Source organism: Bacilli bacterium, from assembly GCA_036381315.1.
Lineage (GTDB): Bacteria > Bacillota > Bacilli > Paenibacillales > KCTC-25726 > DASVDB01.
Genome location: DASVDB010000142.1, coordinates 1 through 15,978, shown reverse-complemented (window position 1 = coordinate 15,978; position 15,978 = coordinate 1). Strand labels below are relative to the sequence as shown.

Annotated in this window: 14 protein-coding genes; 3 read left to right on the top strand and 11 right to left on the bottom strand. The window is 52.0% G+C overall.

Features of this window, described 5'->3' with window-relative positions:
- Window positions 1-229: 229 nt before the first annotated feature.
- From VF260_10740 to VF260_10710, 7 genes are all read right to left on the bottom strand, one after another.
- Window positions 230-1,639 carry a sugar ABC transporter substrate-binding protein gene (locus tag VF260_10740; protein ID HEX7057653.1) on the bottom strand — a complete coding sequence of 470 codons (1,410 nt, stop codon included), beginning with the start codon at window positions 1,637-1,639 and terminating at the stop codon, window positions 230-232.
- Window positions 1,640-1,747: 108 nt separating this feature from the next.
- The gene (locus VF260_10735; protein HEX7057652.1) at window positions 1,748-2,536 is read right to left on the bottom strand and encodes a carbohydrate ABC transporter permease; all 789 of its coding nucleotides are present in this window, start codon (window positions 2,534-2,536) and stop codon (window positions 1,748-1,750) included.
- A gap of 69 nt (window positions 2,537-2,605) precedes the next feature.
- Complete coding sequence (locus VF260_10730; GenBank protein ID HEX7057651.1) at window positions 2,606-3,550, bottom strand: sugar ABC transporter permease; 945 nt, start codon at window positions 3,548-3,550, stop codon at window positions 2,606-2,608.
- 30 nt (window positions 3,551-3,580) lie between these two features.
- Complete coding sequence (locus VF260_10725; GenBank protein HEX7057650.1) at window positions 3,581-5,356, bottom strand: glycoside hydrolase family 2 TIM barrel-domain containing protein; 1,776 nt, start codon at window positions 5,354-5,356, stop codon at window positions 3,581-3,583.
- A 115-nt stretch (window positions 5,357-5,471) separates the two neighbouring features.
- Window positions 5,472-6,626 (bottom strand): DUF2264 domain-containing protein, encoded by a 1,155-nt coding sequence (locus tag VF260_10720; GenBank protein HEX7057649.1) that lies wholly within the window; start codon window positions 6,624-6,626, stop codon window positions 5,472-5,474.
- Between the two features lie 17 nt (window positions 6,627-6,643).
- Complete coding sequence (locus VF260_10715) at window positions 6,644-7,768, bottom strand: glycoside hydrolase family 88 protein (protein HEX7057648.1); 1,125 nt, start codon at window positions 7,766-7,768, stop codon at window positions 6,644-6,646.
- A 4-nt stretch (window positions 7,769-7,772) separates the two neighbouring features.
- Window positions 7,773-9,638, bottom strand: coding sequence for a heparinase II/III family protein (locus tag VF260_10710; protein HEX7057647.1), 1,866 nt, complete (start codon window positions 9,636-9,638; stop codon window positions 7,773-7,775).
- A 394-nt stretch (window positions 9,639-10,032) separates the two neighbouring features.
- On the opposite strand from VF260_10710, the gene VF260_10705 reads away from it, so the two are divergent.
- Complete coding sequence (locus VF260_10705) at window positions 10,033-10,722, top strand: DUF4309 domain-containing protein (GenBank protein ID HEX7057646.1); 690 nt, start codon at window positions 10,033-10,035, stop codon at window positions 10,720-10,722.
- An 835-nt stretch (window positions 10,723-11,557) separates the two neighbouring features.
- On the opposite strand, the gene VF260_10700 is transcribed toward VF260_10705, so the two are convergent.
- A complete protein-coding gene (locus VF260_10700; GenBank protein HEX7057645.1) occupies window positions 11,558-12,166 on the bottom strand; it encodes a DedA family protein in 609 nt (202 codons plus the stop codon).
- A gap of 153 nt (window positions 12,167-12,319) precedes the next feature.
- Here VF260_10700 and VF260_10695 point away from each other — a divergent pair, with 153 nt between their 5' ends.
- Window positions 12,320-13,372 carry a hypothetical protein gene (locus VF260_10695; GenBank protein HEX7057644.1) on the top strand — a complete coding sequence of 351 codons (1,053 nt, stop codon included), beginning with the start codon at window positions 12,320-12,322 and terminating at the stop codon, window positions 13,370-13,372.
- Here VF260_10695 and VF260_10690 read toward each other — a convergent pair.
- Window positions 13,295-13,729, bottom strand: a complete 435-nt coding sequence (locus tag VF260_10690; protein ID HEX7057643.1) for a hypothetical protein — start codon at window positions 13,727-13,729, stop codon at window positions 13,295-13,297. The genes VF260_10695 and VF260_10690 overlap by 78 nt on opposite strands.
- A 41-nt stretch (window positions 13,730-13,770) precedes the next feature.
- Window positions 13,771-14,049 (bottom strand): hypothetical protein, encoded by a 279-nt coding sequence (locus VF260_10685; GenBank protein ID HEX7057642.1) that lies wholly within the window; start codon window positions 14,047-14,049, stop codon window positions 13,771-13,773.
- Between the two features lie 138 nt (window positions 14,050-14,187).
- Here VF260_10685 and VF260_10680 point away from each other — a divergent pair, with 138 nt between their 5' ends.
- A complete protein-coding gene (locus tag VF260_10680; GenBank protein HEX7057641.1) occupies window positions 14,188-14,946 on the top strand; it encodes a glucose 1-dehydrogenase in 759 nt (252 codons plus the stop codon).
- 6 nt (window positions 14,947-14,952) lie between these two features.
- Here VF260_10680 and VF260_10675 read toward each other — a convergent pair.
- Window positions 14,953-15,978: recombination protein RecF (locus tag VF260_10675; GenBank protein ID HEX7057640.1), on the bottom strand; the 1,026-nt coding region annotated here is incomplete at its 5' end.

The following is a 15,978-nucleotide window of genomic DNA, read 5'->3' as shown; positions in this document are numbered from 1 at the left end:
GCGATAGCTTGCCTTTTGACCGCGCTTTCCGTCAAATAATTGTAAATAAGCAGGGTAAAAAGAGCCGGAAGCAGGATGCAGGCAATGGCGACCGCCATAATCTTGCGGCGAAAAGATTGGAACAAGAGGATCCTGCCGATTCGTTTCAGCATCATCGTTCTCCCCCGGAATCGATAAAAAAGGGGCGGCTGAAACGCCGCCATGTTTGCTCCAAATCTATTATATCAAATCACTTTTTGTTGGAATCGATGATTTTTTGCGTTTGCTCCTGGCAATTCTTTACGGTTGTCGCAAGGTCCTGCTTGCCGAGTATGAATTTCTGAAATTCCGTGTCGATCGCTTTGTATACCTCTGCCTGATAAGTTACCGGCGGAATGATTTCCGGCGCGCGCGAATTGGCCAAGGTGCTGACGAGCGAAGCTTTATCGACTTTTTCCGGGTTTGCGGTTCCGCTCAAGATCGTATCGATGATCTTGCTCAAATCCTCAGCGCTGACCTTGTTCCAGGACGGAACGTTCTTGCCTTGCACGATTTGGCCTTCCGTCGTATACCACCGGATGAATTTATAGGCTTCTTCTTTGTGCTTGGAAACCTCCGCCATCGCAACGTAGTCGGTTGTCACCGGCGTGTAGCCGCTTTGATCGCCGGGATTGTTTTTCGGAAACGGCGCTACAGCAACCTCGAAGTTTAACGGATATTGATCGTTCCCGCCAAGCATCGTATTCATCCAGCTGCCGATAACAAGCATCGCCGCTTTTTGATGGTAGAACTCATCGCGGTATGCCAGCTTTTGCGAGATGACATCCGTATAAGGCACAACCGTGCCGGCCTTTTCCATCCTTTGCCTGAGTTCAAGAGTTTTTTGGAAATTCGGATCGGCCAAATTCGAAGACCCGTCCGCTTTCAGGAATTCGGGATTTTGCGGTTGGTTTTCCATCATCAGCTTCAAATATTCCATCCATCCGCCATTTTGCGGACCGTGGAAATAAGTGCCGTAAACTTTGTCGGCGCCTGAGCCGCTGGTTAATTTGGCCGCGTAATCCTCAAAGTCGGCCCATGTCCAATCGGTCGGCACTTTTAAACCTTTGGCATCCAGCATCGTTTTGTTCAACAGCACGTACCAGGGATTGAATTTGCCCGGAAGAGCATATATTTTCCCGTTCAGATGCGTGTCCACCTTATATTCATCCGTCAGATTAAAGCCTTCTTTGGAAATAAATTCATCCAACGGCGCTACCATGCCAAGTCCCACGTGCTGGGCATATCCGGCCGGGTCGCTGAACATCACAACGTCCATTGCCTCTCCGGAAGCCGCGGCCAGATCCAGCTTTTTCATCGATTCCTGCGTATCGCCCTTGTCGCTAAGCGTAATCACTTCGACCTGAATATCCGGATACGCTTTCTCAAATGCTGCTATGGTTTGACTCCAGTTATAGTCATTTTCTGTTCCATAGGTAAACAAGCGGATTTTAACCGGTTCCGTTTGCTGCGGGGCTGCCGTGGCGCTTGCCGCCGGGCTCGCGGTTGCGCCGGCAGAATTGCTGCTATCATTGGCGGATTTGCTGCCGCAAGCGGCGAGCAAAAAACTTAGCACCATTACGATCGACAGTGAAACTGTCCAAATTTTAAAATTTCTCATGGTAAACCTCCCTTTTTATTAGAAAATCTTAGCTCATGTAAAATTATAAAATGTGCCGGTGCGGCGCTCATGCAACATTTTTGACCTGTTAAACGACTTTTTTGACCTTTAGCCTTTCACACCGCCCAAAGCGATTCCGTTAATGACGCTTTTCTGCCCGATGATAAATACGAGCAGGAGCGGCAAGATCGCCGACACGGCGGCAGCCATGATTAACGAATAAATTTCTCCGGTAACAGTCGTGAATTTCGACATCGCCAGCGTTACCGTAAACAAGTGATCGGTGCGCAAAAAGATGAGCGGGTTTTGGTAATCGTTCCATGTCCAGATAAAGCGCATAATGGCATAGGTGGCGACTGCCGGCTTCACCAGCGGAAGCGCGATGTAAAGAAAAATTTTGCCGTGTCCGGCGCCGTCCATCTTGGCCGATTCCAGAAAATCGTTGTGCACGCCCATGAAAAATTGCCGCAGCATAAATGTCCCCAATACACTGAAACTGCTGATCAGGATCAAGCCGAAATGGCTGTCGAACAAGCCGAGAAAACGGTACAGAACGAACTGCGGAACTTGCACCGCCTGCATCGGGATCATATAAGTCGCCAGAACGAGAAGGAACAGCCATTTACCGGCGGCAAACCGGATCTTGGCAAACCCGTAACCGGCAAGCGCCGATACGGTAGCGGAAATCAGGGTGGTAATCACGCTGATCTTGATCGAATTCAGATAATATAAATAGAACGGATACTGGCCCATCCATACTTCCTTATAGTTGTGAACCGCATTCCAACGCCTGGGAATCCATTGGATCGGATAAGTAAATACGTCGGTTTCCACTTTGAACGATGTAACCAGCATCCAGATAAACGGCACAAGAAAAAAAATACTGATCGCAAACATGAGCGCCGTTACCAATATGCGGCGAAATTTATAGCCAAAGCTTGATTCCACTTGTCAGTTCCTCCTTTCTTAATAGTCGACCCATTTTTTCTGGACAATCCACTGGATGCCGGTGATCGCAAAGACGAACAAAAACAGCACGACGCCCATGGACGACGCATAGCCGATCTTTAAATCGCGAAACGCCGTATAATACAAATCCCATACCATCAAAGTCGTGGAATTGATCGGCCCGCCCTGCGTCAGTACGGCAACCAGATCAAACGCCTTAAACGAATAAATGATGCCGGTAACAAGCAGGAAAAAAGAAGTCGGCGATAGCAACGGCACCGTAATGCGGGTAAATTTCGTCCATGTGCTGGCGCCGTCAATGTCGGCCGCTTCATACAAATCTTTCGGGATCGATTGCAGGCCGGCGATATAGACGACCATGTTGAATCCGATCGAGATCCAGACGGTAATCATCATAAGCGAAACCAGCGCAAAGTTCGGATCGGCGATCCAACCCGGCGGATGTTTGATCCCGATTGCCTGCAAGAAACTGTTAATCGGTCCGTACGAAGGCTGAAACAAAACCTGCCAGACCACGGCTACCGCCACTATATTGGAAATGTACGGCATGAAATACGCTACCTTGAAAAAGCTTTTCCAATAAACAAAATGATCGATAATGACCGCAAGAATCAGCGAAACAAGCATATAGACCGGCACGACCAGCAAAAACAGCATATTGTTGATGATCGACCGCTTGAACACATCGTCATCCAGCAACTTGACGAAATTGGCGGCACCTGCCCATTTAAAACCGCGCAAGCCCATGATGAAGTTCCAATCGGCGAAGCTGAGCGCAAATGTCGCCAAAATCGGAATGAGCACCAGAACGGTCACGCCGATCAACATCGGGCTGACAAACAGAAAACCGGCCAACGTTTCGCTGCGTTTCAGCGCGCTTTTCTTTCGCTTGTTTGCCGGGGCCGGCGCCGCTTTTTGCGGAATAACGGATACGGTGTTCATCAGGATTGCACCTTCCTTTCATTTGCATGTTCATCTGTCTTGATAAAATTCGCGCATCACGTGAAATGCCGGCTTTTTATAGGTTTTGTCGGCGGACAGCAAACCTTTGGTATTGTAATAGTTTTGCGTGAAATGCAGCCTGCGGGGACAGCGGAAGTCGTACAAAATCCACGGACTTGTGCCTTTGACGTACGGTATTTGCCCGATGACCGCGACCTGTTTGCGATAAATATCCAGCTGGCAGTCTTCCGTGCCCTTTTCATCGACCGTTCCGCGGTGCCCGGGGAGCGCATCGGCGCCAAACTCCGTCAAAATGACCGGCTTCTCAGGTTTGCTGTTGGCGAACAGTTTGATCAGGTTGGCAAAGTCGGTCTGGTACCAACCGTAATATTGGTTGGCGCCAATGATATCCAGATAATCCGCCAGCCTGTCGTTTATGATATGGCGCGTATGGTCCAGCATGCAGGCGGCCGAAACGAGCCGTGCGGGGTCCAGCTCTTTGGCCTTGCGCGCCAGCCTGCTCATAAACGAGAGCCGCGCTTCTGTATCCGCGTTCTCATTGCCGACAGACCAAATGATGACGCTGGCGCGGTTCTGATCCCGTTTGATCAACTCCGTCAACTGATTTTCCGCGTCCCGATACGTATCCGGATTTTCAAATTCGATCGCCCAATATACCGGAATTTCTTCCCACAGCATGATGCCAACCTCGTCGGCTATTTGCGCCGCTTTTTCCGTATGCGGGTAATGGGCAAGCCGCATGTAATTGCAATTCATTTCTTTCGCCAGGCGGAAATTTTCCCGGATTTCGTGTTCCGTTACGGCTTTGCCGTTCATTACGCTTTCCTCATGCGCCGAAATGCCTTTCAGAAATATTTTTTTCCCGTTTAACAAAATATCCGTGCCGTTAACCGCGATTTCCCGGAAACCGACGCGTTCGCAAATCCTGTCCGTTTCATACGCGACCGACACCTCATACAGTTTGGGCGACTCCGGGCTCCACAGCTTGGGGCTCGCCTCCGCAACGATGGAGCCCAAGCCGTCCCGAACGGCAATATCCGCCTGAAGGTTCAGTTCGGGAATTTGCAAATGAGCCGATCCGTCGGCTTTCGGGCCGTCCACCTCCACGCATGCCTTGATTTTGGCAAACCCGCTGCCCGGAACCAGTTCAATGTGAAAATTTTTAATAAAAGTCGCGGGAACACGGATCAGATCCACATCGCGGTAAATGCCGCCGTAATTGAACCAGTCGGTATTGTCGCAAGGGACGTTTGTTCGTTTGCGCGTGTTGTTCACCACTACCAGAATGCGGTTTTCTTCACGCAATTTTCCGGTTACTTCAAGAAAAAACGGCGTTGAGCCGCCTTTGTGAAATCCGAGATAAGTTCGATTCAAAAATACTTTTGCTTCATAATTTGCCGCACCGAATTTAAGAAACACGCGCTCATCTTGCTGCGCCACATAGCGGAATGTGCGGGTAAACACAATGCTGCCCTCGTACAGGAACAGTTTTTCCGCCTGCATGTTCCAGCATGAGGGAATTTTCATCTTGTCCCACTGCTCGAAGCTGAAATCGACCGGCATTTGTCTGCCGTCTTCATCGTAATATTTTTCTTCAAACCACTTGGCGCGCAAGCATGTATCATACTGATCCACGCCGTAATGCCAATAACCGTTCAACGATTCCTTGCTCCTGCCTTGATCGTAAATCATGGATTCGCATGTAATCGGCAGGTGCATATACTCCCTAGCATAATTTCCTTCATGGATGCTCTCCACAAAGTTATCCGCCTTTTCCCGAGCCATGGTTCCCGCCCCTTATGAAATTAATCTTTATAGATTTCACTTTACTCGTTTGCCGTCGCCGTGTAATCAAACTGATCTGACCACCAATATAACTATTTTTACTTCTCCCCCAAATTTACAAAGCGCGGTCTGCCGGCATGTCCAAGCCGGACCATATTTTTACGGACGACCAAGCGCAATCTTTTCCGGTCCAGAACGAAGCATTTGCGGAAAGGCCCAGCGGCAAAAACACGGTCGAACATAAATAGAGGCTGCCGGTCGATATATATCCTTCGCCTAAAGACGGTTGGCCGGCGCATAAACCGATTTTCAACCAACCGTTTGCGTCGTAGTTCCGTTTTTCTTCCAGGCACCTCGCCATGACCGCCTGCAGCGCGCAGCGAACTTGGGCGGGCGGCAGACCGGCGGGAAGTTCTTGCAACCATGCCAGCTGGGCGAGCAAGTGAAACGCCCCGGTCCGGTAAGCGATGGAACGCCCGATTGCCGGAAACGTTCCGTCGGGAGCAATTAATCTCTCGAGAATTTCCGCGTATCTTCCGGCTCTTTTCATGATTCGGTGGTTGAGATCGGCGTAGGCGTATTCGGCTTCCGTATACATCGTCCCCACTGTTCGCATGATGTCGATCAGCATCGGCTGAATAACATAGCTGTTATAGTAATCCCAATGGAATTCCGGCCCGTCGCCGTAAATGCCGTCGCCCTTGTACCATAGCTCATGCTGCCTGATCGCATAATCGATGCGGACCGGATCGTAATGTTCGCCAACCAGCGACAATGCCGCTTCAATCATGGCGGAAAACAACAGCCAATTGCAGTACGGCGGCCGAATGGACCGGGTGGCTAACAATGCGCTGCGCACATTTTCCCGTATCGGCTCCGGAAGGTTTAGCCAAAGCGACTTGGGGGCGCGAATGATCGCCTGCGCCAAAAAAGCGGTGTCAACCAGTGTCTGGTCAAACCGCCCGCGATTGCCAAATCCGCCGAAATCGGGGGAAGCCGGATTGGTGACGGCGTCCATTGCCCGCTGCGACCAATCAACGTATTGGGCCTGCAGCCTGGCTTCTTCCGCATCGGCCACCGCGGCGTCGAGCCAAGGAGCTATCCCGGCCAGAGTCCGGCCGACCGCTTCCAAATGCGAATAGGCCTTTCGGTCCGCGCTCCCCTCAACCGGCATATGCTTTCTTAATTCGCGTGCCGCTGCGCTCGCCAATACCGGCCCGGCCACCAACATCATCATGCGCAGCCAATAAGATCGAGCTTCGTTTTGCAACCTGCTCGCCCCCCATTTTACTCCCAAAAAATCGGCTGTAACTGTTTTAATCTTCCCAATCCTTCAAGGAAGAAATAATCCCCGTAGATGAGCGGAACATCGATATTTTGGCCTTCCGGAAAATTGCCTGTGCCATGCAAGATGAGTCCTTCTTCCGCAGGATCATCCCATGTTCCGCAGCGTTCATATAGCGACTTGAGAATCTCTGTTGCCGCCGCCCGGTATCGCTCCGCGCCGGATTGAACCGTCATATCCGCAAGCATAAGCATGCCGCTTGCCGCGCACGCTCCGGCGGAAGAATCCTTGGGACGCGCAACATGTTCGGGCAGACGGAAATCCCAGGGCGGTATCTTGTCCGCCGGCAAATGGGCGATAAAGAAATTTGCCGTACGCTCGGCCGCGTCGAGAAAATCCCGGCGCCCGGTGTGATGATAGGCCAAAGCGAACCCATATATAGCCCACGCCGTTCCGCGCGACCAGGCGGATTCCGGAGCATACCCCTGCCCGCCGAGTTTTTCCGCGCACGCTCCGGAAACCGGATCAAACCGCACGATATGATATACCGAGCCGTCGGAACGCAAAAAATGCGCAAGCGCCGTGTCCAAATGGGCTTCCGCCACATGCCGGTATCGCGGGTCGCCGCTCTCCCGCGAAGCCCAGAACAACAGCGGCAAATTCATGAGGCTGTCGATAATCGCATAGCCGGTATTGTCTTCGCCGGCATGCCACGGGTTCCACGCGCGGATATAACGGCCGCGCAAATTAAATCGCGCCGCGAGCAAATTTGCCGCGAGCAGCGCCCGGCGTTTGGCGTCTTCCGCTTGCAAAAGTTTGTAGCGGGCCACGCTTGTCAATGTCCACATAAAGCCGATGTCGTGATCCAGCTTGTAATACTCCGAGATGACGCGATCAAGGCCGGCTTCGCATTGTTCCGCCGTTTCCCGGAACTTTTCGTCTCCGCTTGCTTCATATAACAACCATAACATCCCTGGCCAAAAACCCGCCGTCCACCAATGCGGCTCCTCCAGCAAATATTTGCCGTTTACGGATGCGTGCGGATAGCCCGCGCCGATCCGCTCAAGCGATCGCGAAAGTTTGGCATGCGCTTGCCGCCAAGCCTCGTTCCACCATTCCGTCGTCATGAGTTTATTGCCATCCCCTTTGGATAAAAGTGAAATTGAGTAAAACTTGTACTTCCTTGCCGGGATTAAGAACAGCAAAGTCGATCACAAAATACCTCACAGTCACTCCGTCATGATCCCTGTATTTTTGTTCGGTTATAGCGGGACTTAGCTCGCTTGGGTCAAAGCGGATTTCCAGCGTCAAGCCGTTTTTCCCCTTCAACAAGACCCGCGAATTCATCCGGTCCATTTCCGGCTTCACCTTGGCAATCAACCGCTCGGTAATACGATGCGGAGCGGAGGAAAAAACAAAGCGATCCGTCAAGATTAATTTCGGCCGGCCTTGCTTTTGCCAGACAAAGGTGCGCCAAAGTTCCGTCAGATTCGGCACCTTGTATGCCGCCGACATCTCCATAACAAATATAGCGGCGGCTTCTGTCAATTCAGCGTTGACATGCCTGGCGGCACTGTCCTTTCCTTCCGCCTGAAATTGCCCTTCCACAATCGGCACCGAATGCCCGTGTGAACCATTGCAAGCGTACGCATACCTGCCGGCGCCAAAATATTGCTTTGTATATTCGCCGCTACCCAGGTCACACAGGAACGCTTCCCCATCCGCCGCAAGGATAAACTGCCCGATGTCGTTATGGTTATGCGGCTCGTCGTTATGCCCGGCCTTGGCGGCAAAAGAAATATGGTGCCGTTCCGCTTGCAGTCTGGATACCAACCAATGGGCATTTGGCAAAAAATAATCGCCCGGCTGCCAATCTTTCCCGGCAAGTTGCGGGTCATACCAAATGAGATTGCGCAAGGCGGGGGCGAACCGGCCGCAAGGATCGGCCATATAGGAAGCATGCACGCGCTTTGGCGGAACTTCCACATTGGGGAAGTTTTTGGCCAGGTAATGCGTTAGCCCGGGTTGAACGGGCACACGCGCCGGCGCGTCGGAAAAATTGACGGCCAGACTGCCGTCCAGATACCCGATTTGTTGAAATGCGGCTATTGCCTTTACTTTTGGTTTTTGCAGAAGATCAATCCTGCCGGATGTGCGGTTTTTCAGCAAATCGGCAAAATAGACGAAGTAACCGAATCCGTAATTCCAATAGGCGACGCCTTCCGGACATGCGCCGTCGGCGCCGAACCCATCCAGAAAATAATCGATGGCGGATAACGATTTTTGCAATATCGCGGAAAGCGTATGCGCATCATCCAGCAAAAGCAACGACGCGGAGCCGATGCTGCCGGCGCATACGGCGGCCCAGTTATGCCGCGCCGTTTCCCAATCGTACGGGCCTTGCCGCAAATACGGTTTAAATAAACGCCGAACCACTTCTTCTTCGATTCTGCTGCGGATTAACGGCGGCAAACGGGAGTGAGCCAAACTTAATATTTCGCTTAGCGCAAAACCCGTTTCGGCAGCAAACAAATCGATACTGGTCCGTCTGTCCAGACGGCCGGGCGAATCCACGGAAAACGAAAGTTCACCGTCCGTTTCCGGCGCCCCCTGCAAATGTGCCGGCAAACACCATGTATACTCGTTGCAAACAGACCATATCGTGTCGTATAAAGCTTGCAAAAAGCGGTCATCATGCGGCTTAATCATGGCAAGCAGGAAAAACGTCGTTAGTTTTTTTCTTTTTTCAAAGTATACTTTTTCATACGGAATCCTGTTGCCGTTATCAGCAAATTGTCTGAAAAGCGCGAAGCCGGGCTCCTGCAGAGGTTCGACCAGCAATCTTTCCCCTTCCGCCCGAATTTGTTCCGCCGTTTCCCGCAAATCCGGCGATTGCCATACTTTTATCCAAAACGATTCCTGATCGCCTTTCGGGAATAAATTTCGCGCGCCTGCGGTCGTGCCGCTAACAGCATGCAAGATCTCTTCCTTGCGCATGTTTCGCTCCTTTGTTTTTCGCCATTTGTTTCTATTTTATTGGTTGGCGGGTGTCCGTTCATGCAAGCTTTTTTGCCGAAAATATCAACTTTTTGCTATTTTCTTGCCGGCGTCTGTTCACCGCCTCCGATTAGCGGACCCGCCGCCTTTTTCCGCATGCCAATATTTGCGGGACAGATTGTGAATGTAACTTTTAAGCAAGTGGAAACGTCTAAAATGGTGATAGCGAGAAAATGAACGATACTGAACAAGAATATATTTTTATAACGGGATGAAAGCGCTTAATATACGTGTTTTCCAATGCTTTTCACCAAAATTGGCCTTTGTAGCGGCATCATGGCGAGAGTATGATTGATGTTGTGATCGGGCACGAGAAGGAAAGGATTGAACGCGCATGGCATTCGCGAAAAGAAGAGCGATTGAAATAACCGCCTATATGGCTGCCATTCTCACTCTTGCGGCTTGCGGAGCGGAATCGGACGAAAGCATGGGAGTGGTGAACGCGACTGCAACGCCCCGAGTTGTCCATTCACCAACAATAACGGCAAATCACGAAAGCAAACCGCCAACCGGGAAAAAGGAACTGAAAATTTCGTCGGAGACCGGACACAGCGCATCCCGTTCAACTCCGCGCCCGAAATCTTCGCCCAAAAAAGAAACCGTAAAGGATAAACAGCCGGATTATAATGTAACTGCCCGTTTCAACGCCGACAAACCTGCATTGATGGGCTTTACCGTTGGCGCCAAATTGGCTGACGTTACCGAACGTTTCGGCAAACCGAGCGACACTTATACGATGGACGATCCGCAGGAGCCGCTGCAAGTATATGATTTTCCGGGGTTTTCGTTCGGCTTCGACGCTAATAAAAAGGTTGTGTTTATCACCGTCAGCTCCCCGGACATCAACCCGGGCCTAAACGGCGTCCGGATCGGGCAAACCGTGCAACAGGCAATCGAGGCTTTAGGCGAGCCAAATACGAACACCGACTATGTGATCGCATATACAGCGGGAGGGGTTGTGCTCAAAATGGACATCGATCCCTCATCCGACACGATCACATCGATTAAATTGTTTGCCGAATAAAGATAAAGCTATGCACCCGAACCGCAAGGGGCCGCCTTGCCTGACCGGGATGTTGGCAAAAGTTGCGTACCGCTCTCTTGCTCTATCGCGATGTCCGCGATGTCACCCAATACCCACTTTCCCCTTTCTTTCCTTGCCGGCGCTTCCTTTGCTGGCCCGTATTTGCCCTTGGCGGTTGCTTCCTTTGCCGCCGCTTCCCTGCTGGTTGCGCTAACAGCCGCACTTGCTTATGCCGGTTGCTTCTTTTACCGCCGCTTCCCAACTGGTTGCGCTAACAGTCGCACTTACCCTCACCAACAGCGCTAACATTCGCACTTTCCTTCGCCAACCAATAGCGTTGCATCAAACTTTAGCGCAAACATTTTGTTAGAACCTCGATGCAATGCTAGTAGCGTATAACGGCAAAAATGCCGTTATGGCGCACCATGCGGAGCGAACCAGCCTCTATAACGGCAAAAATGCCGATTGATGCAACACTGGTGCTCGCCAACAGCGCTAACGGACGTATACGCCGCTATTTTGCGAAAAAACGCCATGTGGAAATTTTAACGGACGCAGGTGCCGTTATTTGCCGAAATCCGGCTACAAAATCATGGAAAATAGGCAAATAGGCGCTGTGGCGTCCGTTAAAATTTTAAAGGTGAAAAAAATTGCCCATTAACGTCACTGGCGTCCGTTAGAGCATGCGGCGGGTTGGCAAGCGGCGGAGTAAAGCATGTGGCGAATGTGAGCTTGTGGCAGACTAGCGGCGGAGTAAAGCATGTGGCGAATGTGAGCTTGTGGCGAACATGCGGCGGAGCAAAGCATGAGGCGGATTTGAACATGTCGGCGCGTATCAAATTTTCCCGTTTTTCTTCCCACCCCGCAGATAATGAACAAGCACCATGATGATGGCTAACGCGATCAGCAATATTGCGAGCGGGAAGTAATTTTTTATTTCCGCATGGACGATTTTCTCCCAATGCAGCCCGACATATTTGCCCAAATTGAGAAACGACGCGCTCCAAATTGCTGCGCCGGTGCCGGCAAATAAAACATATTGCCAAAAAACCACCTTGCTTACACCCGACAAATAGCAGGTAATGTGGCGGACGCCGGGAATAAAATAGCCGAAACCAACCGTCCAGATGCCGTATTTTTGAAACCAGCGTTCCGCCCGCGCCAAACGGCGCGGAGACAGGAACAGCCGGTGCCCGTACCGCTCCAGCAACGGCCTTCCCGCATTTCGGCCGATTGTGTAGCTTGTCATCATGCCGACCATTGTGCCGCCGAAACAGGCGAACCAGGCGGGCAACAGCGACATATTACCGACGGAAGCCATATATCCGGCAAACACCATCAGCGTTTCGTCCGGAACCGGCAAGGCGACCATGCTCGCCGCCATCAGAACGAACAAAGCGGCATAACCATATTGCGCGATAAACTCTATCAGCATTTCACTCATCTGTTCACTACTCCAAATTCCGAATCTCCGCGATCATCCCTGCCATGGCTTGGGCATATATATACAAGGAGCGGCATCATGCGATGAATCGGATTTGTCCGAATCGCCGCACGGCTATAAGCTATATCCAAGGGGCAGAGGTGATAGCGGGTTATGACAAGAAAATGGTGGAAAATTGTACAAGTCGCCTTTACCTATATCGGAACGATCGTTGGGGCAGGATTCGCCACCGGTCAGGAAATATTGCAATTTTTTACGCGTTACGGCTGGCTGGCGACGTTCACGATAGCGCTAGCCAGCCTGCTATTCGTCTGGATCGGCACGAAACTGATGCTCATGGCCGGCGAAATCAACGCGCAATCTTACGAAGATCTGAACCGGCATTTGTTCGGCAAAACCGCCGGCATGCTGATAAGCATGCTGACATTGCTCATGCTGTTCGGCATCACTACGGTTATGCTCGCGGGCGCCGGCTCCGTCTTTCGGGAACATCTGCATCTTTCCTATCAGCTTGGCCTAATTTTTACATTGCTTATATCGTACATGGTGATTGCCAAAGGAATCAACGGCATTCTGGCGGTCAATACCCTGGTTGTCCCGATGATGCTGATTTTCACCGTGCTTGTTGTCCAGGTAACGCTGCGGTCTTCCGCTGCGGGAAACTTTCTCATTTTGCAAAGCGATTTTTCCGCCAAACAAATTCTTTTTTCGCCTTTTTTGTATACCGCCTTCAATCTTGCCCTCGCCCAGGCGGTGCTCGTCCCGATCGGCACGGCCATCCGCGACCGGGACATTTTAAAAAAAGGCGGCATTTTCGGCGGCATCGGCATCGGCGTTATGTTGATGGCGAGTCATTTCGCCATGTCGGCGCAAATGCCGGAAATCGCCCGCTTTGAAATTCCGATGGGCGACATCATTCATCATCTCGGCTCCGCGGTACGCTTTGTTTATATCATCATCATCTATGCGGAAATTTTTACGACATTTATCGCCAATATTTATGGCTTGACGCTGCAAATTTGCAGCCGGTCGCAAGCGCGGCCCAGGCCGGTAATTGTCGGCTTGCTCATCATCGCATATCTGATCAGTCAAGTCGGCTTCAAAGAACTGCTGTCGACGCTGTATCCGCTATTCGGCTGGGTCAGCCTGATTTGGCTCGTGATGGTCATGTGGCGCAAACGCGCCGGCGGAGCGGGTAACCTTTAAAAGCGCCGCCAGCCGCATGACTATCAGCATCATACCCAAAAGGACATAAACGAATCCGCTTAGCAAATATGTAAAATGATACCCCGGATATTGCACCCGGTCCCGGAACATCGCAAGCAAGTCCGCCAACTGGATGATGATGCCGACAACGAACAACAGTAAAACCGCATAATCCCACACTGTCCAGCGCAGAAAAAAACCCCCGGCGAGTTCGGCCAAAGACAACATTCCGTAACCTTTTTGCCGGTTTGCCGACTGTTTTTTCGCCTGATTACGCAAATACCACAGCGTGAACACAGTTGTCCCGGTCGCAAATAATCCGAGCAGCGCTCCCAAAATCGCCAAAAACACCGCCATTCCTGTTCCCTCCAAATGTTTGCGGATTTTCCCGCATCCCGTTATCCGTTCGCATGCCGGATTAGCACAGCAATCAATAGCATCGTCAGCAAAAAAGCCACACAGGGAGCGGCCCAAAACAGCGCCGGCAGCATCCGTTCGGGCAGAAACGGCACATCCTTCCAAACAAAACGAAAAAACCGCAAGGCAAAAGGAAGCGCGGATTTTTCCGTCAATTGGCCGCCGCCGGCTTCGTCTTTGGGCAATTTAATTTTTCCGTACTTTCGCCCGACCCGGTAGACGATTTCCCGTTCGTTTTGCGTTTTTTTCGTGCCGGACACCGGCAATTCCTCCCAACAGCCATTTCCTTAATACTATTCCATTGGAGGCCGCGATTCAAGCAGCGATCCGTGTGCGATAAGAAAGCGGTTCATGCGCATTTTCGGGACAAAATCGGTTATAATTGGCAAGAGGTGATCATGGTGAAAACGATGGCTATTACCGGCGGTGCGCAGGGAATCGGCAGAGCGACAGCGCTCTTGTTCGCCCGGGAAGGATGGCGGATTTCCATTGCCGACACGGATCGCGAGGCGGGTTTGGAAACGATCCGTCTTATCCATTCCATCGGCGGAAAAGCCGTCTACATGCATAAGGATGTATCCGATGAACAAGGCACGGCCAACTGGATGGCGGCCACGATCGGCGAATTCGGGCGAATCGATGCGCTGATCAACAATGCGGGCATCGCGATGAACGGGGATTTCCTAACGCTTCCCGCGGCGTATTTCGACAAGGTCATCGCCGTCAATTTGCGCGGTACATTCCTTTGCTCGCAACAAGCGGCGCGAATCATGAAAAAACAGGGCAAAGGGGCGATTGTCAACATCGCTTCAACGCGGGCTCTGATGTCCGAGCCGAATACGGAAGGCTATTCCGCGTCCAAAGGCGGCATCCTGGCGCTGACCCACGCCATGGCGGTGTCGCTGGGAGCGTACGGCATCCGCGTCAACGCGATTTGCCCGGGCTGGATCGAGACATCCGATTGGCAATACTCGAAACGCGCTGTCACCCCCATGCATTCGGAGGCCGACAAAAACCAGCACCCGGTCGGCCGCGTTGGCGTGCCGGAAGATGTCGCGCACGCGTGCCTTTATCTGTGCGACGACAAAGCCGGCTTCATTACCGGGCAGCATTTGATCATTGACGGCGGCATGACGATTAAAATGATTTATGTATGAAAATCGTCACGATGAGCCGTCAAGCGGCAAAAGACGGGCATCCGGCATCACCGCGAGAACCGCTTCGCGCACATGGGCGTGACAGGTAAACAGCAACACTTGCTGTTTTTGGGCGACCTTTTCGACGGCTTTTAAAGCATGAAGCAAGCGCGGTTTATCGAAATTGACGAAAATATCGTCCATGATGATGGGCATCAGAGCCTTTTGGGCGATTTCCGCCGCCAGCGCGAAGCGCATCGACAAATACAACTGTTCCGCAGTGCCTCTGCTTAACTGCGCCGGTTCAAGCTGCTCCCCGTTGGCCCGTTCGACTTTTAACAGCTTAGCGCCGACCGGGGCCAGCACTCTGGTGAATTTGCCGCCGGTAATGAGCCGAAAATACGCGGATGCGCGCAAAAGTACGCCGGGCTGCTTGTCTTTTTCGCAAATCTCTTTGGCCGCTTGAATCAGACGCAGACTTAGGGCGTAAACCGCCCATTCTTTGGCGGAATGGCGCAATAACGCCACCTCTTCTTCCAATTGCTGCAGCTTGTCGGCATGGCTGCCGTCGCTTTCCAACGCCTGTATCCGGTGCTCCAACGCGCCTTTTTCCACCAAAAGCTGCGCCAGCCGATTATCCAGTTCGGCGATTTCCGCCGCCGTTTCATTAAGCTTCCTGTTCAGCGATTGTTCATCTTCAGCGCGCAGAGCCGCGATCAGCTTGTCCCGCTCCCGCTCGCCGCATTGCGCATATACCAGCGCGGCATAATGCTCCGATTGTTGGCGCAGACGGCAAATGCGTTCAAACAGGGCGGCGCGCCGGCGAAAATCTTCTTCGTTTTCCGCTTTTGCCTCCCGAAGCAATTCGGCGATCCGCCCGCGGACGCGAAGCAGTTCCGTTTCTTGCGCAGCCGCTTCGCTTTTCAGTTCGCGCGCCTTTTCCCGCTTCCGCTCGCGCATATCCACAAGGCGCTTTTGGGCTTCCGCTTCTTCTTGCAGCCGCCGCACCAACATTTCCGCGTCATCTTGGCTATCATACCCGCAAGAAGCCGC